Raw genomic sequence first — 26,110 nt, 5'->3', positions numbered from 1 at the left:
TTCCCCGGTCCACGACCGAAGACATGCCGGGGCCGGCTTTCTGTCCTGCGCAGCTTACCGCCCAACGCGGAGGCCGGCACTCCGTTCCACCCCCCGGCGGAACCGATCCCGGCGGGCAGGCGTTGCAGCCGCAGCCATGGCGTATGTCGAGCCGCAGCACAATGTGGCCGGGCCAAGTTCGGCATCAAGGGGCATGTGGATGGTCGATAAGGGGAAGGGGGCGGGTCTTCACGCGCGCGAACCGCACGGAAGTACTGCTTCGAATCGCCACGTGCAGAGCCCGGACCCGATGACCGGGCAAACTGCGCCCGCCTCCCGAGCATCACCACGCGGCGGGCTCAGCGAGCAGACCCGCAATCGCCTCGCGACACAATTGCGCGCGATGTACGATACGATGACCCAACAGCCGGTCCCCGACCGCTTCGCCGAGCTCATCGCGAAGCTCGACAGCAATGAGCACGGCCAGTCCTGAGATCGGCAGACCAAGGATTGGCGGCGCAATAGCCGCAACAAAAAAGCCGCCGCGTGAGGCGCCGGCTTCGTGTGTTCTCAATACGCCAGCCCCAGGTCAGGGCCGGCGCCTATCGAGTCCTCTTCAGAGAGTCGGCGAGCGACCCCGCATCAGGCCGATCACGGCCGAGATCGCGAACAGGACAATCGCCACGAAGAACACCAGCTTGGCAGCTTCCATTGCCGTGCCGGCAATGCCACCGAAGCCGAGCAGCGCAGCAACGAGGGCAACCACGAGGAAAGTTACGGCCCAACCGAGCATCGTTCGTATCCTTCGAAAGTATCAACGCGGACGGGCCGCGTCGTTCTGAACACGAAAACGCCAAGGTTTTGCTCTGGTTCCGCCAGGATAACAAAGTCCGATGTGGACGGCGTGCGCGCTTTGACGGGGCGCGACGATGGGCAACGGAACGGGACAGGGTCGGTAGCGTTCGAAGATAGGTCCTCAGGTTCGATTCGGGATCCGTGATGCTGCAATCTGCCAAGAACGCCGTTCGAGTGAAGGTCGCCGCGCTGCGGGCCCGCGTGGCGGCGGCCGGCGATGCCCTGCGTGCTGCCGCGATCGGTCTCGCGCCCGCGCCCGCCCTCGTGCCGGTTCGGGTGCGCAACCGTCGGCCCGGTCGCCTCGGCTGATCGCGCGCCACTGAAGCTCGGCCGAAGCTTGGACTCGCCCCGGCGACGGCACTCGGTGCATGCCGCGTGGATAGCCCGGCGCTCAGCGGACCGCGGTGTTGCAACGCTCCGGAGGGCGGTCCAAGAAAGCTGCACCGACGTGCGGGGCAGCGATGGCGGACGCGGACGAGAGCAGCCTGACCCTCGATCCATCCATGCCTGCGCCCGGGCGGCTGGAGCCGGTTGCCCCGCTGATCCGACGGCGGGTCGCGCCGAATGGCGGACCGTTCACGGCGACCGGCACCTGCACCTACGTGATCGGAACGGGTCGGGTCGCAATCCTCGATCCCGGGCCCGACGACCCGAGCCATATCGACGCTCTGCTCGCCGACCTGTCCGCAGAACGGGTCGCAGCCATCGTCGTCACCCACACACACCGGGACCATTCGCCGGGCGCGCGGCTTCTCGCGACGCGCACCGGGGCGCCGATCGTCGGATGCGCACCGCACCGGCCGGCGCGTGCGCTGACAAAGGGTGAGGTTCCGCTGCTCGACGCCAGCGCCGACCGTGGCCACGCCCCGGATCGTATCATGACGGAGGGGGATATCGTCTCCGGCCCGGGCTGGACGCTGGTGGCGGTGGAGACCCCGGGCCACACCATGAACCACCTCGCCTTCGCCTTGCCGGAAGCGCAGGCCCTGTTCTCGGGCGATCACGTCATGGCGTGGTCGACCACCATCGTGGCGCCCCCAGACGGCGCGATGCAGGCCTATTTGGCGTCCATCGAGAAGCTGCGTGGACGCGACGAAACGGTCTACTGGCCGGGCCACGGCGGCCCGGTTCGCGAGCCGGCGCGATTCCTGCGCGGGCTGGCAGGTCACCGTCGCCAGCGCGAGGCGGCGATCCGCGCGCGACTGTCCCGCGGCGACACTGGCATCGATCAGATCGTCGCGGCGATCTACCAGGGTCTCGATCCGCGCCTGCGCGGCGCGGCGGCGCTGTCGGTCTTCGCCCATCTGGAAGATCTGGTCGGGCGCGGGCTGGTGGCGACCGACGGGGCCGCACGGCTGGACGGCACCTACAGGCCGGCCTGAACCGCGCCGGATCACTTCATCGCGAGGGCGAGGTTGGCGACGTCGTCGAGGTAGGTGCGGATCCGATCGGCGTTGCCGCCGAAGTCGCGTCCGCCGAGCCGGGACGCCGAGCGCACGTCGATCCGCGCCCCGTCGGCACGGGGCCGGATGCGGACGGTCACGTCGTCGGGCAGGTTGAGAACGAGTCCGCGCGCCACGGCCTCGATCCGGCCATTGCCGGTGCGGCCGCCCGGCCGGATCGCCTCGACGATCTGCCAGTGACGCTTGAGCGCGGCCTGGCGGGCCAGCTCGAAGGCCTCGTCGGCGCCGATATCGAGGGTCAGCGGGGCGATCTGGGGATAAGCGCCGCGTTGGCGCTCGCGGAGGGCGGCGCCCGGATCGGGCGGATAGCGGCCACCGCGGGCCGCGAAGGCCGCGCGCGAGCGCGAGAACGCCGGCGGATTGTCGATATCGGTGGTGACGTCCGACAAAGCGGGCAGCCGCAGGCCGCGCAGGCCGCGATAGGCAGGATAGCCCAACACCAGCAGCGCCAGGATCAGCCCGCCCAAAGCGGCACCGAGGCCGCGCGCGCCCTCGCGCCAGACCCGCACAAAGGCGAAGACGGCCGCAACGATCGCGGCCAGCGCAACCGCAAGGCCGGCCAGCAGGGCGACGAGCGCGGCATCCGTGTCGGTGCGCGGATCTCGCACCAGAAGCAGCGCGATCCCGGTGGCGACGACGGAGAACAGCGCGAGGTGGCGGGCCAACGGCCCCGCGCGGGTGACGGGTTCCTCGATCAGCAGGCGGCGCATGGCACTCATGGATGGGCTTCGAGGCTCGATCCTAAGCAGGTTTCGCGAAAGTGACGGCCGGTTTCGCGTCGAAAACTTACGGCCCACCGAGGACCTGAGCCGGCAAAGCGTCGGCCGGCCAAGGCCACTCGGCTTCGAGCTTGGCCGTGCGCGGCGCCACCGTGATACCCACCGTGCGGAGGTCAATCACGGGGCGTATGCACGGGCGCTCACGGGCAAGCCGTGTCCACCGGCGGCCAGACCCTGCAGATCCGGGGGCCCGAAGGCTTCCGGCAATGCCCCCTCCCCCGCCGGGGTGGCGGGCTCCGAGGTCTCGGCATGGGCGGCGGTCCGAGCGGCCAGGGCATCCCAGGGACCCGAGACCTCGAACAGCAGGCCGCGGGATGGATCGGCCGGGCTGCGCAAGGCCAGATTGCCCCGGATGTCGAGCCGCCGGGCCGGCAGCGAAACCTGCCCCTGCACGCTCGCGCCGACGCTCGGCCCGAGCAACCCCGCTTCGACGATCTCGCCGACTCCGTCGGTAAAACGCAGCGTGACGGCGGCGCGCTCGATGGCCGTCCGCCCGTTGCGCCGCGCGAGCGCGCCGGGAGCAATGGCGCCATTCCGGTGCACGACATCGGCGAGATCGAGTCCCGTGATCGCCCCGCCCGCGACGGTGATCGCCATCCGCCCGCCGAGACGCGCGAGCATGGCCGCTGTGTCGCGTGCGCTGGATTCGACATTGAACTGGCCGTGGACCGGGCCGGCCAGCCAGCGCGTCCCGCCGGTTCCGCTCAGCAGGCCGCCAAGATCGACCCGGTCGAGGCTGCCCTGAAGACGCATGTCGGTCTCGGCCCGATCGGCCCCGCTGGCGAGTGTCAGGCGTCCCTTCAGCAATCCATCCTGCACCCGCGCGCGGTTCACCGCGATTTCCAGTGCCGCGTCCCGCACCAGGACGCTCGCGGCCAGATCCTGCACCTGTACCGACCCGATCTGGCCCGTCGCGGCCGACAGGCGCAGATCGAGATCGCCCCGGGTCAACGGCGCCAGCGCCAGCGGCACCGGGTCGCGCCCGAGGAGCTGACCGGACTCGTCGGCCAGGGCCGCGAGATCGAGTGTCTCGGCCGCCAGCGTCGCCTGCACCGAAAGGCGTGGCGCATCGCCCGGCCCCAGCAGCACGGCACCCGCGCCTTCCAGCACGTTCTGACCGAGCCCGAGGCGCAGGCGCGTCCAGGACACGGATCGGTCCGCGGTCTCGAAAAGGCCGGTGAGCGAGAAGGCACCGGCGAGGGGCGAAAGGGGCGCCTTCAGGCCGAGCCAGGCCAGGCTCTCCGGCAGGGATCGGGTTTCCGCGCGCATCTGCCCGGCGAGGCTGGGCCAGGCCTGTCCCGGAACCGCCGGTCCCACCGTGCCGTCGACCGCGAGGCTGCCCTCCGGCCACGTCACTTCGCCGGTGATCGGGCTGCGCCCGCCGGCGACGAAGTCCTTCGGGCGAAAATGGGCGACCGTGACGCGTGTCGGCACATCGCGCCACGTCAGGCGCGCGCTGCCTTCGGCGGACGCGCTCCACGACGGCCAGGACATGTCGAGGTCGATGTCCCGGACCGCGCCATACCCGGACGCGCGCGTGCCTCGCACGGTGATCCGGGACGGATGCGCCGTCATCCCGGATCGAACCTGATCGGCGAGGCGGGCACGGACGCCGCTCCAGTCGCCGGTGCGCACGGACAGAACGCCGCCCGCAAGGTGCAGGCCGCCGGCCGCCGCATGACCGGTGAGCAGCTTAAAGGGGTCGAGATCGATGCCGAGGCGCCCCTCATCCACCAGAGGCGAGCCACCCCCGTCGGCGGTGATGCGGGCGCGTTCGAAGGTGAGCCTGGGCAGCGGCAGCGGCGTCAGGGTGGCCGGGCCCTGGATCGTCAGGCTCAGACCGTAAGGTCTCAGTGCGCGATCCGCGAAGGCCTGCGCGCGGCCGCCATCGACCGGCCAGTCGTGCAGGCCGAGCCCGACGGCGATCAGACTGAACGGGACGAGGAGGACGATCGGGCGACGCAGCGACATCTTACTCTGTTGGGGACCGCGGATGCGGCCGAAGCCAGGTGCCGCATCAGCCTCCCGAGCCGCTGCGACCCGACAGGGACTGCATGTCGAGGTGGCTTTTTAGCGTCCGCGGCAGGATTTGTCTGCCGCCGTTGCGCATGGACTCACCGCGGCCTGCGCGGGACCGGCGTTACGGATCGCCCTGGAGCGTAGGGGCTCAAGCGGCGCAGCACTGGATTTCATTTCCGGAATCGGGAACAGCAGACGTGAGGAAACGCGCGCTTCGCGGACGTGGCCCGGGTGCGACCGGTCGCGTCCGGCGGTGAAAGGAAGTTCGATGAAGAAGGTCTACACGGATGCCGCCGCGGCGCTCGCCGGCCTGCTGCGCGACGACATGATGATCATGTGCGGCGGCTTCGGCCTGTGCGGCATCCCGGACGAGCTGATCGAGGCAGTCCGCCTCTCGGGCGTCAAGGGCCTCACGGTCGTCTCGAACAATGCCGGCATCGACGGCGTCGGCCTCGGCAAGCTCCTGGATACCCGTCAGGTGCGGAAGATGATCTCGTCCTATGTCGGCGAGAACAAGGAATTCGCCCGCCAATATCTCGGCGGCGAGCTGGAGATCGAGTTCAACCCGCAGGGAACGCTGGCCGAGCGGATCCGTGCCGGCGGCGCCGGCATCCCGGCCTTCTTCACCAAGACCGGCGTCGGCACCAAGGTCGCCGAGGGCAAGGAGGTCCGCGCGTTCGACGGCGAGCAGTACGTGATGGAGCGCGGCCTGTTCGCCGACCTCGCCCTGGTCCACGCCCATACGGGCGACACCGAGGGGAACCTGCGCTACCGGATGACCGCGCGCAACTTCAACCCGATGATGGCCACCGCCGCCAGGATGACGGTGGCGCAGGTCGAGCACCTCGTGAAGCCCGGCGAGATCGACCCGGACACGATCCACACCCCCGGCATCTTCGTGAAGCGCATCATCGACGTGGGCGTGCGCGACAAGCGCATCGAGCAGCGCACGACGCGCAAGCGCGGCGACAGCACCCCGGCCGCGGCGGCCGGCGGCGGCACCCACTGATCGAGGGAGAGGAGACCCCCATGGCCTGGACCCGCGAGCAGATGGCGGCGCGCGCCGCCAAGGAGCTGGAAGACGGCTTCTACGTGAACCTCGGCATCGGCATCCCGACGCTGGTGTCGAACTACATCCCCGAGGGCATGTCGGTGCAGCTCCAGTCGGAGAACGGCATGCTCGGCATGGGTCCCTTCCCGTACGAGGGCGAGGAGGACCCTGATCTGATCAACGCCGGCAAGCAGACCATCACCGCGCTGCCGACGACGAGCTACTTCTCGTCGGCTGATTCCTTCGGGATGATCCGCGGCGGGCACATCAACCTGTCGATTCTCGGCGCCATGCAGGTGGCCGGTAACGGCGACCTCGCCAACTGGATGATCCCCGGCAAGATGGTGAAGGGGATGGGCGGCGCCATGGACCTCGTGGCGGGCGTCAAGCGCGTCGTCGTGGTGATGGAGCACGTCGCCAAGAACAAGGACGGCACCGAGAGCCCGAAGCTGCTCAAGGCCTGCGACCTGCCGCTCACCGGGACCCGGGTGGTCGATCTGGTGATCACCGATCTCGGGGTATTCGAGATCGACAAGAAGGGCGATGGCGGGATGACGCTTATCGAACTCGCCGATGGCGTCACCGAGGACGAGATCCGCTCGAAGACCGAGGCGGATTTTTCGGTGGCCCTCAGGGGGTGAGAAGCCGCGGGGGGAACCCGCGGCCGAGCCCGCTCAGGCTGCCCGGACCCCGTCGAGGAACCGGACCACCTCGGTTTTGAGCCGTTCGAACTGGCTCGAAAGCTCGGAGGCGGCACCGAGCACCTGGGTCGCCGCCGCGCCGGTCTCCTCCGAGGTCTGCGCGACGCCCACGATGTTGCTCGTCACCTCCTCGGTGCCGGAGGAGGCCTGACTGACGTTCCGCAGGATCTCGCCGGTCGCCGCGCCCTGCTGCTCGACCGCGGCCGCGATGTTGGCGGTCCGCCCGTTGATCTCGCCGATCCGCGCCGCGATCGCGTTGATCGCCGACACCGCCTTCCCGGTGGCGCGTTGAATCTCGCTGATCTGGCCGGCGATCACGTCCGTCGCCTGGGCCGTCTGTCCGGCCAGGGCTTTCACTTCGGCGGCGACCACTGCGAAGCCGCGCCCCGCCTCGCCGGCCCGGGCCGACTCGATGGTCGCGTTCAGCGCCAGGAGATTGGTCTGGCTCGCGATGGTGGCGATGAGCCCCACCATCTCGCCGATCCGGCTGGAGGCCTGATGCAGGGCTTCCACGAGCCGCGTGGTCTCGCTGGCCTCGTCGACCGCGATCCGGGCCAGATCGACGGAGCCCGAGATCTGCCGCCCGATCTCCTGGATGGACGATCCGAGTTCTTCGGCGGCGGCGGCGACCGTCTGGACGTTGGCCGACGCCTGCCCGGCCGCCGCCGCGACGGCGGTCGATTGCGCGGCCGCCTCGGTGGCGCTGCTCGTGAGGGACGCGGCCGTGTTCTGCAACTCCGACGCCGCGGATGAGACCACGCCCACGATGCTCCCGACCGATCGCTCGAACACGTCGGCGAGGTCCGTGGTGACGCGCTTGCGCTCGGCCGCGATCTCCAAATCGGCGTGTCGGCGCGCTTCGGCCTCCTCGACGGCCTTGCGGGCGACCATGCGCTTGATGCCTTCCACTGCGCGTGCAACCGCGCCGATCTCGTCGCCGCGCGCGGCGTAGGGTACCGCGAGATCTGCCTCGCCCTGCGCCATCCGCTCCAGGGCACCGACCAGGCGCCGCAGGGGACCCGTCACGCCGAGGACCACGATCAGGCAGGCGAGGCCGAGCGCGACGAGGATCCCGATAGCGGCGACGGCGAGCGAGGCTGTCACGGCCGCGTTGGCACTCTGCACGGAGACGTTCCGGGCCTTCTGAAGCTCGTCGGTCAGCTTATCGACCTGAACGCGCACCAAGTGGCCCAGGTTGTTGCGGATGATGAGTCCCTCGGTCAGCAGAAGCTTGTGGGCGGTCTCGTTCTCGTTCCTGAGAGCGTAGCTGCAGACGCGCTCCAACATGCCGGTGAATTCCGCGACGCTCGCCCGGAGTCGATCATAGTCTGCGCGTTGCTCTTCGGTCTCGGTCAGCGCACCCAGCTTATCGAGTATCGACGCCACGTAATCCCTGCTCTTATCAAAATTGTCCTTGTACTCAGCCATCTCGCGCGGGCGGGTCTCGATAATCACATCCCGAACGTGAGCGGACATTTCGCTGATGTTGACCCGCGCTCGCAGGATCAGGTCGAGCCGGCGGGCCTCGAAATTGACGACCTTGCTGGTGCGGTCCGACAAAGCCAACAGATTTGCGCGCGCATATAAACTCAGACCTAGCGCGACCGAGACCAGTAGCAATATTGGAATAATTATTTTAAAGAAAAGTCTCTTCCTCAAAAAAACAACCATTGCACGCTCCGACCCGCCCCGAACAGCAGTGGACCAAAATAAATCTCCTCAAGAGTTTTGTCGAGCAAACCTCAAAGATATTGAGCAAACTTTCGGTTTTGTAAGCCGACAATGTTTCGAATATCGGAACTTACGATCAATGTCTCGCCACCCACGAGGCTGCGGTTGCAGACCCCGAACTCCTTCGGGGCGTCGATTTTTTTTTCAAAGGAGTTCAGACGCCCCCGGAGCGGCCGGTCAAAGCTTGCTCCGGGGGTGACGCAGTCTGGCCGCCGGATCCGATCCTATCCGGGCCGGCCCGTCGTGGCGGCGTCGTCCGCAGCGCGCAGGCGCGAGCGCGTTGAAACAAAGGCTCAGCGCTGCGCTCGATTGTAACGCGATCGGGCGCGGCTCTCAGACTACATCGGCGGGGTCAGGCCATCCTTACCGACCGCCACCAGCTTGCCCTCGGCCTTGCTGCCGTCCTTCGCCACGACCGCGAAGACCTTGGCGCCCGGCTGCAGGATCGCCTTGTCGCCCGGCTCGAAGGCGACGATCGGGGCGGAGGCCGGCACCACGATCTCCTTGGAGCCATCCTTGCCGTAGCTCACCGTCAGGGTGCGCTCGCCGCCCGAGGCCGCCTTGTCGGCCTTCACGGTACCGTTCGTCATCGCGCTCTTCACCTTGGGAGCGCCCGACGATTCGGCCTTCACGGTGCCGTTGGTCATGGCGCTCTTCACCTTGGCGCCGGCACCCGCGGTCCGGTCGGTGATCGTATCCCAGCCGTAATGGCCCTCGCCGGTGCCGCGCATCGACTCGGGGAAAAGCACCACCTCAAGAGCGGTCATCGGGTTCTCGCCCTTCGTGGCGGTGCCGATGAAGACGCCGTCCTTGATCGCGTCGAGGCTCGACGGGACCACCCAGGCGAACTTGGCGCCGCTCACGTCCACGGTCTCGGACTTGCCGTCGTCGGTCTTGATCGTGACCGTGCTGCCGTCGGCCTTGTCGATCGTGCCGCGGACGCGCTCGACCTGAGCGGCGAAGGCCGCGCTCGACAGAAGGGCCGTCAGGCCCGCGGCCGCGAGAGTCTTGCTGAGATGCTTCATGGGGGTCCCATCCTGGCTTCAGGAGCCGGGTTATGGGGCGCGGCGCGCTTCAAACAAGGTTGCGCGCAAGTGAAATGCTCTGATCGGAGAAACAAACGAACGGGAGTTCGGAGACGCCGCCTCGAAGGATGCTCGAAGGGAGGCTCGTCGAGGAACGAGGCGCGACAGCCCCGTGACTCCCCCTCCCCCTCTGCGGGGGAGGGTGGGCGCGCGCCAAATCGCGCGCCCTCCCCGTTCTGATCAGGCCGCGAGCGAGCGCAGCACGTAGGGCAGGATGCCGCCGTTGCGGAAATATTCCAGCTCGTCGAGCGTATCGATCCGGCAGGTCAGCGGAACCTGCTTCACCGAGCCGTCGGCGGACTTGATCTCCGCGGTCAGCGTCTGGCGCGGCTTCAGCTCGCCGGCCAGCCCCTTGATGGTGACGGTCTCGTCACCCTTCAGGCCCAGCGACTGCCAGCTCGTATCCCCCTGGAAGACCAGCGGCACCACGCCCATCCCGACGAGGTTCGAGCGGTGGATGCGCTCAAAACTCTCGGCCACCACGGCGCGGACGCCGAGCAGCTTCGTGCCCTTGGCCGCCCAGTCGCGCGACGAACCGGTGCCGTACTCCTTGCCGGCGAAGATGACGAGCGGCGTGTGCTGCTCGGCGTATTTCTGCGCCGCGTCGTAGATGAACATCTTCTCGCCCGAGGGCTGGAACAGCGTCCACCCACCCTCGACCACGTTGCCGGACTCGTCCTTCACCATCTGGTTCTTGATGCGGATATTGGCGAAGGTGCCCCGCATCATCACCTCGTGGTTGCCGCGGCGCGTGCCGTACTGGTTGAAGTCCTGCACGCGCACCTGATGCGATTGCAGGTAGGCGCCGGCCGGCGAGGCCGCGCGGATGTTGCCCGCCGGCGAGATGTGGTCGGTGGTGATCGAGTCGAGGAACAGGCCGAGGATGCGGGCGCCCTCGATGTCCTCGACCGGCTTCGGCGTCTTCTCCATGCCGACGAAGTAGGGCGGGTTCTGCACGTAGGTGGAGCCCGGGTTCCACGCGAAGGTCTCGGCCTCGGTGACCTCGACGTTCTTCCAGTTCTGATCGCCGCCGAACACGTCCGCGTAGCGGGACTTGAACAGCGCCGAGGTGATGTTCTCCTCGATGAACTGCTGCACCTCGGCCGAGGACGGCCAGATGTCCTTGAGGTAGACGGGTTTTCCGTCGGATCCCTGGCCCAGCGGCTCCTTGGTGATGTCGATCTGGAGCGAGCCGGCGAGCGCATAGGCGACGACCAGCGGCGGCGAGGCGAGGTAGTTCGCCCGCACGTCGGGATTCACGCGGCCCTCGAAGTTGCGGTTGCCCGAGAGCACCGCCGCCGCGACGACGTCGTTGTCGTTGATCGCCTTGGAGATCGCCTCCGGCAGCGGGCCGGAATTGCCGATGCAGGTGGTGCAGCCGAAACCCACGAGGTTGAAGCCGAGGGCGTCCAGCGGCTCCTGCAGGCCGGATTTTTCCAGGTACTCGCCGACGACCTGCGAGCCGGGGGCCAGGGAGGTCTTCACCCACGGCTTCGAGCGCAGGCCCTTGGCGACGGCGTTGCGGGCGAGCAGGCCCGCACCGATCATCACCGAGGGATTCGACGTGTTGGTGCAGCTCGTGATCGCGGCGATCACCACGTCACCGTGGCCGATGTCGAAGTTCGTGCCCTCGACGGGGTAGCGGCGGGCGAGGTCGGCCGCCTTCTTGAACTCCGTCTCCATGGAGGCGGCGAAGCCCGCCTTGGCGCCGTCGAGCAGCACCCGGTCCTGCGGGCGCTTCGGGCCGGCGAGCGAGGGCCGGACCTCGCCCATGTCGAGGTGCAGCGTGTCGGTGAAGACCGGGTCGGGGGTCTGGGCGTCGCGCCACATGCCCTGCGCCTTGGCGTAGGCCTCGACCAGGGCGATCCGGTCGTCCGAGCGACCGGTGACCTTCAGGAAGTCGATGGTCTTCTGGTCTACGGGGAAGAAGCCGCAGGTCGCGCCGTATTCCGGCGCCATGTTGGAGATCGTGGCCCGGTCGGCGACCGCCATGTCGTCGAGGCCGGGGCCGTAGAACTCCACGAACTTGCCGACCACGCCCTTCTTGCGCAGCATCTGGGTGACGGTGAGCACGAGGTCCGTGGCGGTGGTGCCCTCGGGCAGCTTGCCCGACAGCTTGAAGCCCACGACCTCGGGGATCAGCATCGAGAGCGGCTGGCCGAGCATGGCCGCCTCGGCCTCGATGCCGCCGACGCCCCAGCCCAGCACCGCCATGCCGTTGACCATGGTGGTGTGCGAATCGGTGCCGACGAGCGAGTCGGGATAGGCCACGTCCGAGCCGTTCTCGGACTTCGTCCAGACGGTCTGGGCGAGGTATTCCAGATTCACCTGGTGGCAGATGCCGGTGCCCGGGGGAACCACGGAGAAGTTGTCGAAGGCCGATTGGCCCCACTTCAGGAAGGTGTAGCGCTCGCCGTTGCGCTCGTATTCCAGGGCGACGTTGTCGGCGAGCGCCTTCGGGGTGCCGAACTCGTCGACGATGACCGAGTGGTCGATGACGAGATCCACCGGCACCAGCGGGTTGATCTTCTGCGGGTCGCCGCCGAGCGCCACCATGGCGTCGCGCATCGCGGCGAGATCGACCACCGCCGGCACGCCGGTGAAGTCCTGCATCAGCACGCGCGAGGGGCGGAACGCGATCTCGACCTCGGCCTTGCCCTTCTGGTCGAGCCAGCCGACGGCGGCCTCGATATCGGCCTTCTTGACCGAGCGGTCGTCCTCGTAGCGCAGCAGGTTCTCGAGGATCACCTTCATGGAGAAGGGCAGCGAGGCCGCCGAGGCGAGGCCGTTCTTCTCGGCCTCAGGGATGGAATAGTAGGTGTAGGTCTTGCCGCCCGCTTGAAGCGTCTGGCGGGCCTTGAAGCTGTCGAGTGAGGGCACGGCTGGTTCTATCCTCGCTGCGGGTTGTCGAACACGCGCAGGCAAGACCTGCGCTACGAAGTTGTGTTCGGCCTGTGTAGCGCCCGACGGGCGCGCGCCGCCCCGGGAGCGCCCGGGCAGGAGACGATGCGCGGGGGCGATTTGGACGCCCGTGATGCCGCGCGGCGCAGCCAAGCGAGGATATAGAACTTTTCGAATCTGGCCGCTACCGGGTCGCGATGACAGGCGCGTTTTCCTGTCGGCGCAGGCATGGCGGATGCGCGCCCTTCCCTCCCCCGTCTGCGGGGGAGGGAGTCGCGTAGAGCGGACGTCTTAGCCCTCGCCCGGCCCCCCCGCCTTCGACAAGGCCTTCAGCCGATTCGGCTCGGCGGCGAGCTTGCGCAGGGACGCGACGTTGGCGGCGGCCTCCGCGGGGCTCATGTCCCGGCGCAGGATCGCCTCGGCATCGGCCGTGCGGCCCTTCAGCCCCAGCACTAGGGCGAGATTCGCCCGCACCCGGGCGTCGGCGCCCGGCTGGTCGGCGGCGAGCCGCAGGGTCTGCTCGGCCTGATCGAGATTGCGCGACAGCGCGTAGGACAGCCCGAGATTGGACAGGAGCGAAGGCTCGTTCGGCCGGATCTTGAGGGCGGCCTCGTAGAAGCCCTGCGCGCGCACCTGATCGCCGAGTTGCGCGGAAGCCGAGCCCTGCGCCGACAGGATGCGCCAATCCGGCGCGGCCGGGGAATGGGCGTTGGCGAGCACGTCGATCGCCTCGCGGTAGCGGCCCACCTCGACCAGCGACTTGCCATAGGCGCCGAGCAGGAACGTGTCCTTCGGATTGCGCAGGGCCGCCTGCTGCAGCACCGCCGAGGCTTGGCTGATCTGGTCGTTGGCGCGCAGCGCCCGGGCATAGGCAACCGCCGCACGGCCGTCGCCGGGATTGGCGTTGAAGCGCTCGGCCAGGGCCTCGACGTCCTGACGCGACGTGGCCGGACGATCCCCGATCGAGCCGGTGGTCTCGGGGCCGGAGGTGTTGCAGCCGGCAAGCCCCAGCGCCAGCAGGGCCACCGACAGGGCGGCGCGGCGCCCGGCACGAATCTCGGGGCGGGCGATCCGGATCAGGGCGGTCATCATGGTACGCGGCGCCTCCGGGCAGGCCGGGGGTCCGGGCCTGTGCTTCACCCCTCCGGCCGGCCATTGATAGAGCGTTAACCCTAATCACCGGTTAAGCCGCACAGCGCGCAAGAGGCACATGACCGAGCCCGTGACCCAACCCGAAACCCAGCCGATCACCCCCGGTCTCCTGCCCAGCGACACGTCTGCCGTGCCGGTGATGCTCGTCACCGCCGCATCCTGGGGCGATGGTCAGGCTGCCCTGGATCCCAACCAGCGGCGTTTCGCGGAGGCACTCGGGTTCAAAGCGAAGGCGGGGAGCCTCGCCCTCCTGCCCGGCGCCGATGGCGGCCTCGCCCGCGTGCTGTTCGGCCTCGGCGACACAGAGGCGGCGGCCTACGACCGGCTGATCGCCGGCAAGCTGCCGGGGCTGCTGCCGGAGGGCCGCTACCGCCTGGAGGATGCCCCCGACCCCGCCGAGGCCGCCCTCGCCTGGCTGATGGGCAGCTACCGCTTCGGCCGTTACCGCGCCGGGAACGGCACCAAGGCACGGCTCGTGGCGCCGGCCGGCATCGACGCCGCCGAGGTCGAGCGGATCGCCGCCGCGGTGGCGTTCGGCCGCGACCTGATCAACACGCCCGCCAACGACATGGGCCCCGCCGAGATCGAGGCCGCCGCCCGGTCGCTCGCCGAACGCCACGGCGCGACGATCGCGGTCACGCAGGGCGATGCGCTTGCGAAAGAGTATCCGCTGATCCACGCGGTGGGCGCCGCATCGCCGCGGGCGCCGCGCCTCATCGACCTGACCTGGGGGCCGGAGAACGCGCCGCGCGTGACCCTCGTGGGCAAGGGCGTCGCCTTCGACACGGGCGGGCTCGACATCAAGCCGTCCGCCGCGATGCTGCTGATGAAGAAGGACATGGGCGGGGCCGCCGCGGCGCTGGCCGCCGCCGACATGGTGATGGGTTCCGGGCTCAAGATTCGCCTGCGGGTGCTGATCCCCGCGGTGGAGAACGCGGTTTCGGGCAACGCCTTCCGGCCGGGCGACGTGCTGCCGAGCCGGGCAGGGCTCAGCGTCGAGATCGGCAACACCGACGCGGAGGGCCGGCTGATCCTCGCCGACGCGCTGGCGCTCGCCGAGGCGGAGTCACCCGACCTGATCCTCGACTACTCGACGCTGACCGGCGCCGCCCGGGTGGCGCTCGGGCCGGACCTCCCGGCCTTCTTCACCGAGGACGAGGGTCTGGCGGCCTCCGTGTCGGAGGCCGGCCGGAACGCCGCCGACCCGGTCTGGCGGATGCCGCTCCACGCCCCCTACGCGAGCCTGCTCGACTCCAAGGTGGCCGACCTCAACAACGTCTCGGGCGGCCCCTTCGCGGGGGCGATCACCGCGGCGCTGTTCCTGCGCCGCTTCGCGTCCAAGACGAAGGCGCACGGCCATTTCGACCTCTACGGCTGGAATCCCTCGACCAAGCCGGGGCGTCCGGAGGGCGGCGAGGTCCAGACCTCGCGGCTCACCTACGCGCTGCTGAAGGCGCGCTACGGACGCTGAGGGGACGGTCAGGCCAAGCCCGCCAGCCGCAGCACCACCCCGGCCCCGGCACAGAGCGCCAGGGTCGGCAGCGTGCCGAGACCCAGGCGGAACACGGCGAGGATCGCCGCCAGCGTCAGCCCAAGGGCCGCCGGGTCGAGGCTCGCCGGCACCGGCCAGTCGAAGTGCAGCGGCCCGAGCGGCACCGTCTCGACCTGCCGGAACAGCGTCCGCAGCCCGAACCAGACCGCGAGGTTCAGGATCACCCCCGCCACCGCGGCGGTGATCGCCGAGAGCGCCCCCGCCAGCCGCCGGCTGCCGCGCAGGCGCCCGATCAGCGGCGCGCCGGCGAAGATCCACAGGAAGCAGGGCACGAAGGTTACCCAGGTGGTGAGCAGCCCGGCGAGCGTCCCGGCGAGCAGCGGCGGCAGGGTCCCGGGCGCCCGGAATCCCGCCAGGAAGCCCACGAATTGCAGCACCATGATCAGCGGGCCGGGCGTGGTCTCGGCGAGGCCGAGCCCGTCGAGCATCTCGCCGGGCTTCAGCCAGCCGTAATGTTCCACCGCCTGCTGCGCCACGTAGGCGAGGGCCGCGTAGGCGCCGCCGAAGGTCACCAGCGCCATCTTGGAGAAGAACAAAGCCACCTGCCCGAAGACCGGCGGAACACCGGGCCCGAGCAGAAGCGCCGCCACGGGCAGCAACCAGATCGCGAGCCACAGGGCGCCGATGCGCAGGGAGGAGGCGGCGCCGGCCCGCTCCCGCGGGAGCATCGCGGCGCCGATGAGGAAGCCGGCCTCGTCCGTCCCCGCATCCTCGGCAGTCGCATCGGGTCTGCGGCGCGCAAGCCCCAGCAGCCCCGCCGCGATCACCACCAGCGGAAACGGCACGGCCAGCAGGAAGAGCGCCGCGAAGGCGGCGAGCGCGACGATCCGGTCGGTCCGATCGCGGAGCGCCCGGCCGCCGAGCCGCCAGAGCGCCTGGAGCACGATCGCGAGCACCGCCGCCTTCAGGCCGAAGAACAGGCCGGCGACCACGTCGACATGGCCGTACAGCACGTAGAGCCAGCTCAGTCCCATCAGGGCGACGAGCCCCGGCAGCACGAACAGGCCACCCGCGACGAGCCCGCCCGCCGGCCCGTGCATCAGCCAGCCGATATAGGTCGCGAGTTGCTGCGCCTCCGGGCCGGGCAGCAGCGTGCAGAAGCCGAGCCCGTGCAGGAAGCGCCGCTCCGAGACCCAGCGCCGCTCCTCCACGAGGATCCGGTGCATCACGGCGATCTGGCCGGCCGGCCCCCCGAAGGAGAGCGCCGCCACCCGCGCCCAGACCGGAACGGTTTCGGCGAGCGGCGGCATCCTCAAGCCGTCAGCGGCAGCCCCGTCTCGATCAGGCGCGCCCAAAGGGAGGCTCCGTAGGGCGCGGCCGCGTCGTTGAAGTCGTAATGCGGGTGGTGGAGCGAGGCACTGTCGCCGTTGCCGATGAACATGTAGGCGCCGGGGCGGCGGCCGAGCATGTAGGAGAAGTCCTCGGCCGTCATCATCGGCGCAACGGTACGATCGACGTTCTCCCCGCCCACCAGCGCCTCCGCGACGTCCGCCATGAACGCCGTCTCGGCCGGGTGGTTCTCGGTGACCGGGTAGCTCGACCCGAATTCGGTCACCCCGGTGGCGCCGAAGGCCGCCGCAATTTCCGCCACCAGCGTCTCGATGCGCGCCTTGATCTGGCTCCGCACCGCCTGGGACAGCGTGCGCATCGTGCCCCGCATGGTCACGGTCTGCGGCAGCACGTTGAAGGCCTCGCCGGCATCGAGCGCGCAGACCGAGACCACCGCCGATTGCAGCGGATCGAGGTTGCGCGCCACGATGCTCTGCAGGGCGATGATCACGTGGCTTGCCACCAGCACGCTGTCGACGGCGTTCTGCGGCAGGGCCGCGTGGCCGCCCCGCCCCTCGATGGTGAGGGTGAACCGGTCGGTGGAGGCCATGATCGGCCCTGGCCGGATCGCGAAGGTGCCGACCTTCATGCCGGGGATGTTGTGCATCCCGTAGACCGATTCGATGCCGAACCGCTCCATCAAGCCATCCTCGACCATCGCGTCGCCGCCGCCGCCGCCCTCCTCGGCGGGCTGGAAGATCAGCACGGCGGCGCCATCGAAATCGCGGGTCTCGGCGAGATATCGGGCGGCCCCGAGCAGCATCGTCGTGTGCCCGTCATGGCCGCAGGCGTGCATCTTGCCCGGCACGGTTGAGCGGTAGGGTAGATCGCGCACCTCCTGGATCGGCAGCGCGTCCATGTCGGCACGCAGGCCGATGGCGCGGTTGGACGAGCGGCCCTTGCCGCGGATCACGCCCACGACCCCGGTCCGGCCGATGCCCTCGACCACCTCGTCGCAGCCGAACGCCCGGAGCCTTTCGGCCACGAACCCGGCGGTGCGCTCGACATCGTAGAGCAGCTCGGGATGGGCGTGCAGGTCGTGCCGCCACGCCGTCATCGTGTCGGCGAAGTCGCGGATCCGTTCGAGGACGGGCATCGGGTCGGAACTCTCGGCGCCTGCAGGTCTCACGGCGACCAGCAAAGCCGGGGCCAGAGCCGGCGTCAACGGCCACGCTTGGGGGAGCAGGCCTGCCGCCGCGCGCAGATTTCAATCAGTGCGTTACGTACTTCAACAAGCTTCGCCTTATGATGACGGCGCTGTAGGGTCGCGATCCTCAACCTGAGGATGCACCCATGCGCAGGGCCGTGCCGCTGTCCCTGATCTCGCTCGCAGCCCCGCTGCTGCTGCCCGCGGCGCCGGTCTCTGCGATGCCGGGCATGCTCAACGCACGGGGATGCCACGGCCACCCGCGGCACTGCCATCCGCGCTCCGAATGGCCGACCAACCGGCGGGGACGCCACACCGTCGCCGGCCGCTTCTTCCGGGACTGAGGCGCCGCGATGCGCTTCGATCTCAGGATCGCCCTCGCCCTGGCGGCCCTGTCGGCGGCGTGGATGTCGGCCTTCGCGCCGGATGCCGCGCTGGCCCGCGCCTGCTTCCAGCCGGACGAGTCGAAGCTGGACAGCCACCAGCACTACGAGAGCCGGAGCGACGGCTGCGACGTCCATGGCCCGGCCAGATCCCGCGACGGTAGCAAGCCACCGGGGGCCTCGGCCCGATGCCGCGACGGGACCTGGAGCTTCAGCCACACCCGCAGCGGAACCTGCTCCCGCCACGGGGGCGTCGAGCGGTGGGAGAGCGGTGGGTTGGTGGGGCCACGCCTGCTGGCTATGGGCGACCAGGTTTACGCTCTGCGTGTCCTCGTCCGGCAGCGCGACGAGGCGCGGGTCGCCTCGCCGGTGTGGGCGACGACATCCGCTTCGAGACTTGGCACCGCGCCTCTCCCTCCCCCGCAGAGGGGGAGAGGAAGAGAAGCGGAGCCGTTCGCTTACCCATGAAGAGACGCGTGAGCATCGAAGCCCCGCCGGCACCACGCCCGCGCCGGTTCACACCCCGGTAAGCGCCGGGTGCGACCATGCCGCCGAGCCCGGGATCCCTGAATGACCAGCCTCGTCGGAACGCCGCCACGCCGCGCGCAAGCCGGCCGCTCGCCCTTCGACAGCCCGACGCTGCTGATCGTGCTGGTCCTGATCGCCCTCTCCGGCCTCTACGACCCGCGCAGCCTCGCGCCGATCTTCGACGGGCTGCGCCTGCCCGATACCGACGACATGATGCGCCTCGTCGGCGTGCGCGACCTGCTCGCCGGCCAGGGCTGGTTCGACGCCGTGCAGCACCGGATGCTGCCCCCGACTGGCATCGCCTCGCACTGGTCGCGCCTGATCGATCTGCCGATCGCGGGGCTCATCCTGGCCTTCACGCCGATCCTCGGGCAAGCCGCCGCGGAGGCGGCCGCGGCTTCGCTCTGGCCGGCCCTGCTGTTCCTCCTCTACGGGGCGCTGGCCGGCCTCGGGATGCGCCGCCTGTTCGGATGGCGCCCGGCCCTGCTGGTTCTGTTCGTCGCGCCGCAGACCGCCGTGTTCCTGAACGTCTTCCGCTTCGGGCGGATCGACCATCACAACGCGCAGCTCTGCGCCGTGCTGGCGATCGCCCTGGCGCTGGCGGATCCGGCCCGGCGGATGCGGCGCGGGCTCGTCGCCGGTACCGTCGCCGGCCTGTCGCTGGCGATCGGGCTCGAGACCCTGCCGGTCATCGCGGCGGCGGGCCTCCTCGTGCTCTTCGACTGGCTGCGCCACGGCGAACGCGCCGCCGGCCTGCTGGCGGGCTACGGGCTCGGGCTGTTCGGGGCCAGTCTCCTGATGTTCGGCCTCCAGACGGCGCCGTCCCTCTGGGGCGTTCCGGCCTGCGATGCCCTGTCTCTGCCCTGGCTCCTGCTGGCGGCCGGGGCCGCCGCGATCGGCGGGGCGGCCCTGCTCACCGAGCGGCGCGGCCTGGGCCGGACCGGGCGCTGCGCGCTCACCGTCCTCGTCGGCGCCGGGATGGCGGCCGGCTTCCTCCGGATCGCGCCGTCCTGCCTCGCCGGTCCGTTCGCCGGCATGGACGACCTCGTGCGCCAAGCCTGGCTCGACCAAGTGGACGAGATGCGCAGCGTCCCGCAGTTCCTGCGCGGCGAGCCGGATGTCGCACTGCCCAACATCATGCCGATCCTGGTGGCCGCGCTCTACGCCGTCGCCATGGCGTTCCGCGAGCGGGTGCCGGACCGGCGCCGCTTCTTCGTCGTGGTGGCGGCGCTGATCGTTCCCGGCGCGCTGATCACCCTCGGGCAGGCGCGGGGGATGTATGTCGCCGGGGCCTTCGTGCCGCTGCTCGGCGCGGTCGCGCTGGATCGCGCCATCGTGGCGCTGCGGATGCCGGGATCGGGCCTGCACCGGCTGGCGCTGGTTCTGCTGGCGATGGCGATGCTGAGCAAGGCCTGGGCTCTCGCGACCGCTCAGCCGGCCCGCCTCCTAGCCCCGGCCGCCATCGGGGCGCAGAGCGTGCCCGCGTCCAACTGGCGGACCTGCACGGCGCCCGCCGCCTACGCGGCGCTCGACCGGCTGCCGCCGGGGCTCGTGCTCAGCCGCATCGATCTCGGCCCGGCCCTGCTGCTGATGACCCATCACGCGGTGGTCGCCGCCCCGTACCACCGCAATCTCGTGGGGATGCGCGCGGCGATCGAGGCCGCGGAGGGATCGGAGGAGACGCTGCGGCGGGTCGCCCGCGAGCGCGGCGCCGATTACCTGCTGCTCTGCACGGCCGCCCTCGACCGGTCCGAGGCGGGCGGACCCGAGCCCTTCGCCACGGACCTCGCCCGCGGCGCCGTGCCGGACCCGGACTGGCTCGCCCCGGTCACCGACCTGCCGGCCGGCCCGGCCCTGCGGGTCTGGCGCATCCGGCGCGACTGAGCCGCCCCTATGTCGGAGCCGGCGAGCCGCCGGCCCGGCGCAGGCGCAGGGCATTGCCGAGGACGAAGACGCTGGAGAACGCCATCGCGCCCGCCGCCAGAATCGGCGACAGGGCCGGCCCGCCGAAGGGCACCAGCACGCCCGCCGCGACCGGGATCAGCGCGGCGTTGTAGGCGAAGGCCCAGAACAGGTTCTGGCGGATATTGGCCATCACCGCCCGGGAGAGCGCCAGCGCCTCCGCCAGGGCGTCGAGGGACCCCGACATCAGCACCACGTCGGCGCTGTCGACCGCGATGTCGGTGCCGGTGCCGATGGCAAGCCCGACATCGGCCTCGGCCAGCGCCGGCGCGTCGTTGATGCCGTCGCCCACGAAGGCCACGGGTCCGTGCTCCGCCCGGAACCGCTGGACCGCCTCGACCTTCCCGCCCGGCAGAACCCCGGCGGCCACAAGGTCGATGCCCAGGCCCTTCGCGACGCCGGCCGCGGCACCGGGATCGTCGCCCGTCACCATCGCGACCGCGAGGCCCCGCGCCTTCAGCGCCGCCACCGCTTCCCGGGCGCCCGCCTTCACGGGATCGGCCACCGCCAGGATTGCGGCATGGCGGCCGTCGAGGACGAGGTGGATGGGGCTCCGACCCTCGGCGGCCAGCCGCCCGGCGCGGGCCTCCAGGTCCGGATCCCGGGCGACGCCGAGCCGGTCGAGGAAGCGCGGCGCGCCGAGGGCCACGTCCCGGCCCGCGACCCGGCCGGCAACGCCGAACCCCTCGACGGCTTCGAAGTCGTCGGGCGCGGGCACGGCGAGATTGCGGTCCCGCGCGGCCGCCACGACGGCACCGGCCAGCGGATGCTCGGAGCGCGTCTCCAGCCCGGCGGCCAGCACCAGGGCCTCGTCCTCCGGCAAGCCCGGCCGGGTGAGGAGATCGGTGAGACGGGGGCGGCCCTCGGTCAGCGTGCCGGTCTTGTCGAGGGCGACGACGCGCACGTCGCGCAGGCGCTGCAGGGCGGCGCCGTCGCGGAACAGCACGCCCCGCGCGGCAGCCCGGCCGGTGCCGACCATGATGGCGGTCGGCGTGGCGAGGCCCATCGCGCAGGGGCAGGCGATGATCAGAACCGCCACCGCGTTGACCAGCGCCGTCCCCAAAGCGGGCGCCGGCCCCAGCAGCAGCCATCCGAGGAAGGTCAGAGCGGCGATCCCGATCACCGCCGGCACGAAGCGCCCCGTCACCCGATCGACCAGCGCCTGGATCGGCAGCTTGCCGCCCTGAGCCCGCTCCACCATCGCGGTGATCTGCGCGAGCACGGTGGCGCCGCCGACCGCATCGACCCTCAGATCCAGGCTGCCGCGGCCGTTGAGGGTGCCGCCGACCGTCCGGTCGCCCACCGCCTTGCGCGCCGGAACCGGTTCCCCGGTCACCATGCTCTCATCGACGTCGCTCGTGCCGGCGACCACCACGCCGTCGGCGGCGACGCGCTCGCCGGGGCGCACCCGGACCACGTCGCCGAGGCGGAGTTCGGCGAGCGGCACCTCCGCTTCGGCCCCGTCGCGGACCACCCGGGCGGTCTTCGGCGCAAGATCGATCAGCCGGGCGATGGCCTGCCCGGTCCGGCCCTTGGCCCGGGCCTCCAGGGTCCGGCCGAGCAGGATGAGCGTGACGATCAGCACGCTCGCCTCGAAATAGAGATGCGCTGCCCCCGAGGGCAGGAGACCGGGGGCCAGGGTCGAGACCAGGGAATAGAGGTAGGCGGCCCCCGCTCCGAGCGCGACCAGGGCATTCATGTCGGGATGCCCGCGCAGCAGCCCCGGCAGCCCGCGCAGGAAGAAGCGCCGGCCCGGCCCGGCCAGAACCAGGGTCGCCAGCACGGCCTGGATCAGGGCGGCCGCGGACCCGCCGTGCAGGCCGGGCAGGACGTGGCCGCCCATATCGAGTACCACCACGGGCGCGGAGAGGAGCGCCGCCGCGATCAGGTCGCGGCGCAGCACCCGGGCCTCCTCGGCGCGGCGGGCCGCCGGATCGGTGGGCGTGTCCGTGTCGAGGGGCCGCGCCTCGTAGCCCGCCTCCGCCACGGCGGCCACGAGATCGGGCATCGGCACCAGCCCCTCGGGATGGCGGATCGCGGCGCGACCCGTGGCGAGGTTGACGCTGGCACCGGTCACCCCCGGCACCGCGGCCAGCGCCCGCTCGACCCGCCCGACGCAGCTCGCGCAGGACATCCCCTCGATGACCAGAAGGGTCTGCGCCTCGGGCACCGGATATCCGGCATCCGCCAGCGCCGCCGCGGCCTCGACCGGACCAGCCTGCCCGCTCAGCACGAGGCTCGCCCGGCCGGTGGCGAGGTTGACCGCGATGTCGCGGGCCCCCGGCAGCGCCGCGAGCGCCCGCTCGACCCGCCCCACGCAGGAGGCGCAGGACATCCCCTCGACGGGGAGATTCAGGGCCACCGGGGCAACGGATCTGAGCGCGGTATCCATGATCGTTCAGATGGGGATTGTTCGGGGTGGTCAAGGGTCAGGTATGCGTGGCGCCGCTGTCACATGTTGTGAGATCGGCCACCTTCGGCCAAGCTTCCCCGAACACTGGAATCGCGGGCAAACATGGCCGAACCGCTGACGATCTACGGTGATCCGGGCTCGGGCAACTGCCTGAAGGTCAAGTGGGTGGCCGCCCATCTCGGCATCCCGGCGACGTGGCGCGACGTGGACGTGCCCGGCGGCGGGACGCGCAGGCCCGAATTCCTGGCGCTCAACCCCGCCGGGCGGGTGCCGATCGTGGTCTTCCCCGACGGCGCCGTGCTGTCGGAATCGAACGCCATCATCATCCACCTCGCGGAGGGCTCCACGCTGATCCCGCAGGCCTCCTTCGCCCGGGCGCGGATGCTGCAATGGATGTTCTGGGAGCAGTACAGCCACGAGCCCTACATCGCGGTCCGCCGCTACCAGCTCCACTACCTCAAGCGGTCGCCGGATGACCTCGACCCGAAGCTCGCCGAGCGCGGCGCCGATGCCCTGCGGCTGATGGAGGGGACGCTCGAACGCTCCGCCTTCCTGGCGGGCGAGACCCTGAGCCTCGCCGATGTGGCCGTCGTGGCCTACACGCGGATGGCCCATGAGGGCGGCTTCGACCTCGCGGAATACCCGGCGATCCGAAACTGGATCGCGCGCGTCGAGGCCTGGCTCGGGATCGGGGCCTATCCGGGGCCGGCCTGATCGGTCACCGGCTGCGCGGGGGTCGCCCCGTATTCCGGCAGGCTGACCCGCACGACGGTCCCCTGTCCGACCGTGCTCTCGATGGTGAGCCGCCCCCGGTGGCGGTTCAGGCTGTGCTTGACGATGGCGAGCCCGAGACCCGTGCCGCCGCGCGCCCGGCTCGACGCGGCATCGATCCGGTAGAAGCGCTCGGTCAGCCGCGGGATGTGCTCGGGCGCGATGCCCGGCCCGTCATCGGCCACAGACAGGACGATCCGGCGGCCGAGCCGGGGATCATCCTCCCGGATCAGGCCGACGCTGATCCGGCCGCCGCCGTACTTCACGGCGTTCTCGATCAGGTTCTCGATCACCCGGACGAGTTCGTCGGCATCGCCGGCGACGCAATAGGGGCCGTCACCGTCCTCGAACCGGATCGTGGCGCCCCGCGTCTGGGCGGGGGGCCCCTGGGCATCGACCATCTGGCGGGCGAGCGCCCCGAGATCGACCACGTCGGTCGGCGCCACGTGCTCGCGCAGCTCGATCCGCGAGAGCGACAGCAGGTCGTCGATCAGCCGCGTCATGCGCAGGGCCTGGACCCGCATGATCTCGAGGAAGCGTTCGCGCGCCTGCGCGTCCTCGCGGGCCGGTCCCTGCAGGGTCTCGATGAAGCCGATCAGGGTGGCGAGCGGCGTGCGCAGTTCATGGCTGGCATTGGCGACGAAATCGACCCGCATCGCCTCCAGGCGCCTTGCCGAGGTGAGGTCGCGCAGGAACAGCAGCGCGCTCAAGCCCGATCCATCGGGCATCGGCAGCGCGCCGATCTGCACCTCGAAGGTCCGCTCCAGCGGCACCCGGGTCGAGAGGGCGACGCGGCGGGGCAGGCCCGAACTCAGCACCGCCTCGATGCCGTCGAGAACCTCGGGGTCACGGAGCGCGAAGGACAGGGGCCGGGCGTGGTGCAGCGCCGGCAGCAGCGCCCGCGCGGCCGGGTTGGCCTCCACCACCAGGGTCCGCCGGTCGACCAGGATGACCGGGTCGGGAACGTGGGCGAGCAGCGCCTCGGCCACCGCGTGGCGCTGCGTGGTCGCGGCCGGCCGCGGCGGCGATTTGGTCGGGCCGCGGCCACCGAGCCAGCCGCCGAGGCAGATCGCGCCGAGGCCTGCCAGGATCAGCGGAAGGTCGAGGTGTCCGGCGAGCGCGGCCGCCAGACCGAACAATCCGCCGGCGATCGCGGCGCCGCTCCAGGCCGGAGAACTGCGCAGGGGCTCGGACATGGCGGGCGGTCCGGTCCGGTCAGCGCGGTCCGGCCTCATCGCGCCAGGCCCGGCCGGACGGGCCGGCGGTGCCCTCCGGAGGGCCGGGATCGCGCGCGCCGCCCGCCCGCTTCACGATCTCGTAGAGGCCGAGCATCGCCAGGGCGGTCACGAACGGCACGACGTAGTAGCAGCCGCGGAACAGCAGCAGCGAGGTCAGCACCTCGTTGCGCGGCAGGCTCGACAGGGCGAGCAGCACGGTCGCCTCGAACACCCCGATGCCGCCCGGCGCGTTCGACGCGATGCCCAGCATGGCGGCGAGCACGTAGATCGCCAGGAAGGTGGTGAAGCCCAGCGTCGTCTCCTGCGGCAGCAGGACATAGAGCACCGCCGCCGCCGCGCAGACATCGCCGATGCCGACGAGCATCTGGCCGATCGAGACCGAGGCGCCGGGCAATTCCAGACGCCAGTGCTTGACGGTGATGCTGCGCTTCTTGGCCGAGACCCAGGCGAGATAGCCCAGCACCAAAGCGAGCGCCACGAGACCCACGGTCTGATTGATCCGGATCGACGTGAAGGCGAGCCCGGCGAGCTGACCCGCCTCGATGATCAGGCTGAGGCCCAGGACCACGCCCATGCCGAGCCAGAAGGTGAAGCCGGCGATCACCGTGAGCGCCGCGATCTTGGGCGTGGTCAGGCCCTGCCGGGAATAGATCCAGTAGCGGATGGTGCCGGCAGTCAGCAGCGGGAAGCCCAGGGTGAAGCTCACCGCATAGCTCGTGAACGAGGCGAGCGCGGTGATCCGGTAGGGCACCTTGATCCTGAGCTGGCGAAGGGCCAGCGCGTCGTAGCCGGTGAGGAACAGGTAGCTGATCCCCACGAACAGGAAGGCGAGGCCGAGCTGTCCGGCGGTCGCGGCCGCGATCGCGCTGCGCACCTCCGCCCAGCTCACGCTCTGGACGAGCTTCCACAGGACGCCGAGCGAGACCGCGAACAGCACGATGCTGGCGCCGGTGCCGATCCAGGCATAGCGGCTGCGCCGGCTCTTGCGTTTTTCGGCCGAGGCCTCCTGCTGGACCGGCTCAACCGGCTCGGCCGGCTTCCGGTGCTGATCCTGAAAATTCATGCCGTTCG

General features: G+C 70.5%; 22 protein-coding genes. 10 read left to right on the top strand and 12 right to left on the bottom strand.

The genetic code is table 11. The features are described from left to right. Nucleotides 1-271 precede the first annotated feature (271 nt). Entirely contained in the window at nt 272-472 is a 201-nt protein-coding gene (locus FVE89_RS03150) for a NepR family anti-sigma factor (protein ID WP_342389808.1), read from the top strand. A 123-nt stretch (nt 473-595) separates the two neighbouring features. Here the strand turns inward: FVE89_RS03150 and FVE89_RS03145 are convergent, their stop codons facing one another. Next, a complete protein-coding gene (locus tag FVE89_RS03145) occupies nt 596-772 on the bottom strand; it encodes a DUF1328 domain-containing protein (RefSeq protein ID WP_003599466.1) in 177 nt (58 codons plus the stop codon). A 206-nt stretch (nt 773-978) separates the two neighbouring features. Between FVE89_RS03145 and FVE89_RS30425 the strand changes: the two genes are divergently transcribed. After that, complete coding sequence (locus FVE89_RS30425; RefSeq protein ID WP_202130516.1) at nt 979-1,143, top strand: hypothetical protein; 165 nt, start codon at nt 979-981, stop codon at nt 1,141-1,143. A gap of 152 nt (nt 1,144-1,295) precedes the next feature. Next, nucleotides 1,296-2,216 carry an MBL fold metallo-hydrolase gene (locus FVE89_RS03140; RefSeq protein ID WP_160532648.1) on the top strand — a complete coding sequence of 307 codons (921 nt, stop codon included), beginning with the start codon at nt 1,296-1,298 and terminating at the stop codon, nt 2,214-2,216. Between the two features lie 11 nt (nt 2,217-2,227). Here FVE89_RS03140 and FVE89_RS03135 read toward each other — a convergent pair whose 3' ends face one another. Together FVE89_RS03135 and FVE89_RS03130 are read right to left on the bottom strand one after the other, a co-directional pair. Then, nucleotides 2,228-3,007 (bottom strand): DUF1499 domain-containing protein, encoded by a 780-nt coding sequence (locus FVE89_RS03135; protein ID WP_160532696.1) that lies wholly within the window; start codon nt 3,005-3,007, stop codon nt 2,228-2,230. A gap of 186 nt (nt 3,008-3,193) precedes the next feature. After that, nucleotides 3,194-5,047, bottom strand: coding sequence for an AsmA-like C-terminal region-containing protein (locus FVE89_RS03130; RefSeq protein WP_160532647.1), 1,854 nt, complete (start codon nt 5,045-5,047; stop codon nt 3,194-3,196). Between the two features lie 316 nt (nt 5,048-5,363). Between FVE89_RS03130 and FVE89_RS03125 the strand changes: the two genes are divergently transcribed. Further along, nucleotides 5,364-6,104: a CoA transferase subunit A gene (locus FVE89_RS03125; RefSeq protein ID WP_160532646.1), complete on the top strand. Its 741-nt coding sequence runs from the start codon at nt 5,364-5,366 to the stop codon at nt 6,102-6,104. A gap of 20 nt (nt 6,105-6,124) precedes the next feature. Then, on the top strand, nt 6,125-6,787 hold the full coding sequence (locus tag FVE89_RS03120) for a 3-oxoacid CoA-transferase subunit B (protein WP_160532645.1): 663 nt from the start codon (nt 6,125-6,127) through the stop codon (nt 6,785-6,787). Between the two features lie 33 nt (nt 6,788-6,820). On the opposite strand, the gene FVE89_RS03115 is transcribed toward FVE89_RS03120, so the two are convergent. The 4 genes from FVE89_RS03115 to FVE89_RS03100 form a co-directional block, all read right to left on the bottom strand. Beyond that, complete coding sequence (locus FVE89_RS03115; RefSeq protein WP_160532644.1) at nt 6,821-8,518, bottom strand: methyl-accepting chemotaxis protein; 1,698 nt, start codon at nt 8,516-8,518, stop codon at nt 6,821-6,823. 398 nt (nt 8,519-8,916) lie between these two features. Next, entirely contained in the window at nt 8,917-9,603 is a 687-nt protein-coding gene (locus tag FVE89_RS03110; RefSeq protein WP_160532643.1) for a metal ABC transporter permease, read from the bottom strand. A gap of 240 nt (nt 9,604-9,843) precedes the next feature. Next, nucleotides 9,844-12,543, bottom strand: coding sequence for an aconitate hydratase AcnA (gene acnA / locus FVE89_RS03105; protein ID WP_160532642.1), 2,700 nt, complete (start codon nt 12,541-12,543; stop codon nt 9,844-9,846). 312 nt (nt 12,544-12,855) lie between these two features. After that, nucleotides 12,856-13,656 (bottom strand): tetratricopeptide repeat protein, encoded by an 801-nt coding sequence (locus FVE89_RS03100; protein WP_160532641.1) that lies wholly within the window; start codon nt 13,654-13,656, stop codon nt 12,856-12,858. 118 nt (nt 13,657-13,774) lie between these two features. Between FVE89_RS03100 and FVE89_RS03095 the strand changes: the two genes are divergently transcribed. Beyond that, the gene (locus FVE89_RS03095; protein ID WP_160532640.1) at nt 13,775-15,187 is read left to right on the top strand and encodes a leucyl aminopeptidase family protein; all 1,413 of its coding nucleotides are present in this window, start codon (nt 13,775-13,777) and stop codon (nt 15,185-15,187) included. An 8-nt stretch (nt 15,188-15,195) separates the two neighbouring features. On the opposite strand, the gene chrA is transcribed toward FVE89_RS03095, so the two are convergent. Further along, nucleotides 15,196-16,518 (bottom strand): chromate efflux transporter, encoded by a 1,323-nt coding sequence (gene chrA, locus FVE89_RS03090; RefSeq protein WP_160532639.1) that lies wholly within the window; start codon nt 16,516-16,518, stop codon nt 15,196-15,198. 2 nt (nt 16,519-16,520) lie between these two features. Next, a complete protein-coding gene (locus tag FVE89_RS03085; protein ID WP_160532638.1) occupies nt 16,521-17,693 on the bottom strand; it encodes a M20 aminoacylase family protein in 1,173 nt (390 codons plus the stop codon). A 197-nt stretch (nt 17,694-17,890) separates the two neighbouring features. Between FVE89_RS03085 and FVE89_RS03080 the strand changes: the two genes are divergently transcribed. The 3 genes from FVE89_RS03080 (at nt 17,891) to FVE89_RS03070 (ending at nt 20,539) form a co-directional block, all read left to right on the top strand. Then, nucleotides 17,891-18,088 carry a hypothetical protein gene (locus FVE89_RS03080; protein ID WP_160532637.1) on the top strand — a complete coding sequence of 66 codons (198 nt, stop codon included), beginning with the start codon at nt 17,891-17,893 and terminating at the stop codon, nt 18,086-18,088. Between the two features lie 9 nt (nt 18,089-18,097). Continuing rightward, complete coding sequence (locus tag FVE89_RS03075) at nt 18,098-18,595, top strand: DUF3761 domain-containing protein (protein ID WP_160532636.1); 498 nt, start codon at nt 18,098-18,100, stop codon at nt 18,593-18,595. A 102-nt stretch (nt 18,596-18,697) separates the two neighbouring features. After that, nucleotides 18,698-20,539 carry a hypothetical protein gene (locus tag FVE89_RS03070; RefSeq protein WP_160532635.1) on the top strand — a complete coding sequence of 614 codons (1,842 nt, stop codon included), beginning with the start codon at nt 18,698-18,700 and terminating at the stop codon, nt 20,537-20,539. A gap of 7 nt (nt 20,540-20,546) precedes the next feature. Here FVE89_RS03070 and FVE89_RS03065 read toward each other — a convergent pair whose 3' ends face one another. Further along, nucleotides 20,547-23,009, bottom strand: a complete 2,463-nt coding sequence (locus tag FVE89_RS03065) for a heavy metal translocating P-type ATPase (RefSeq protein WP_160532634.1) — start codon at nt 23,007-23,009, stop codon at nt 20,547-20,549. Between the two features lie 123 nt (nt 23,010-23,132). Here FVE89_RS03065 and FVE89_RS03060 point away from each other — a divergent pair, with 123 nt between their 5' ends. Continuing rightward, entirely contained in the window at nt 23,133-23,744 is a 612-nt protein-coding gene (locus FVE89_RS03060; RefSeq protein WP_160532633.1) for a glutathione S-transferase family protein, read from the top strand. On the opposite strand, the gene FVE89_RS03055 is transcribed toward FVE89_RS03060, so the two are convergent. Beyond that, nucleotides 23,726-24,997, bottom strand: a complete 1,272-nt coding sequence (locus FVE89_RS03055) for an ATP-binding protein (protein WP_160532632.1) — start codon at nt 24,995-24,997, stop codon at nt 23,726-23,728. The two genes, FVE89_RS03060 and FVE89_RS03055, sit on opposite strands and share 19 nt — an antisense overlap. A gap of 19 nt (nt 24,998-25,016) precedes the next feature. Further along, nucleotides 25,017-26,102 (bottom strand): lysylphosphatidylglycerol synthase domain-containing protein, encoded by a 1,086-nt coding sequence (locus FVE89_RS03050; protein ID WP_160532631.1) that lies wholly within the window; start codon nt 26,100-26,102, stop codon nt 25,017-25,019. Between the last annotated feature and the right edge of the window lie 8 nt (nt 26,103-26,110).

It is taken from the genome of Methylobacterium sp. 2A, from assembly GCF_009806555.1.
Classification (GTDB): Bacteria; Pseudomonadota; Alphaproteobacteria; order Rhizobiales; family Beijerinckiaceae; genus Methylobacterium.
This window is presented reverse-complemented; position numbering and strand designations above follow the sequence as displayed.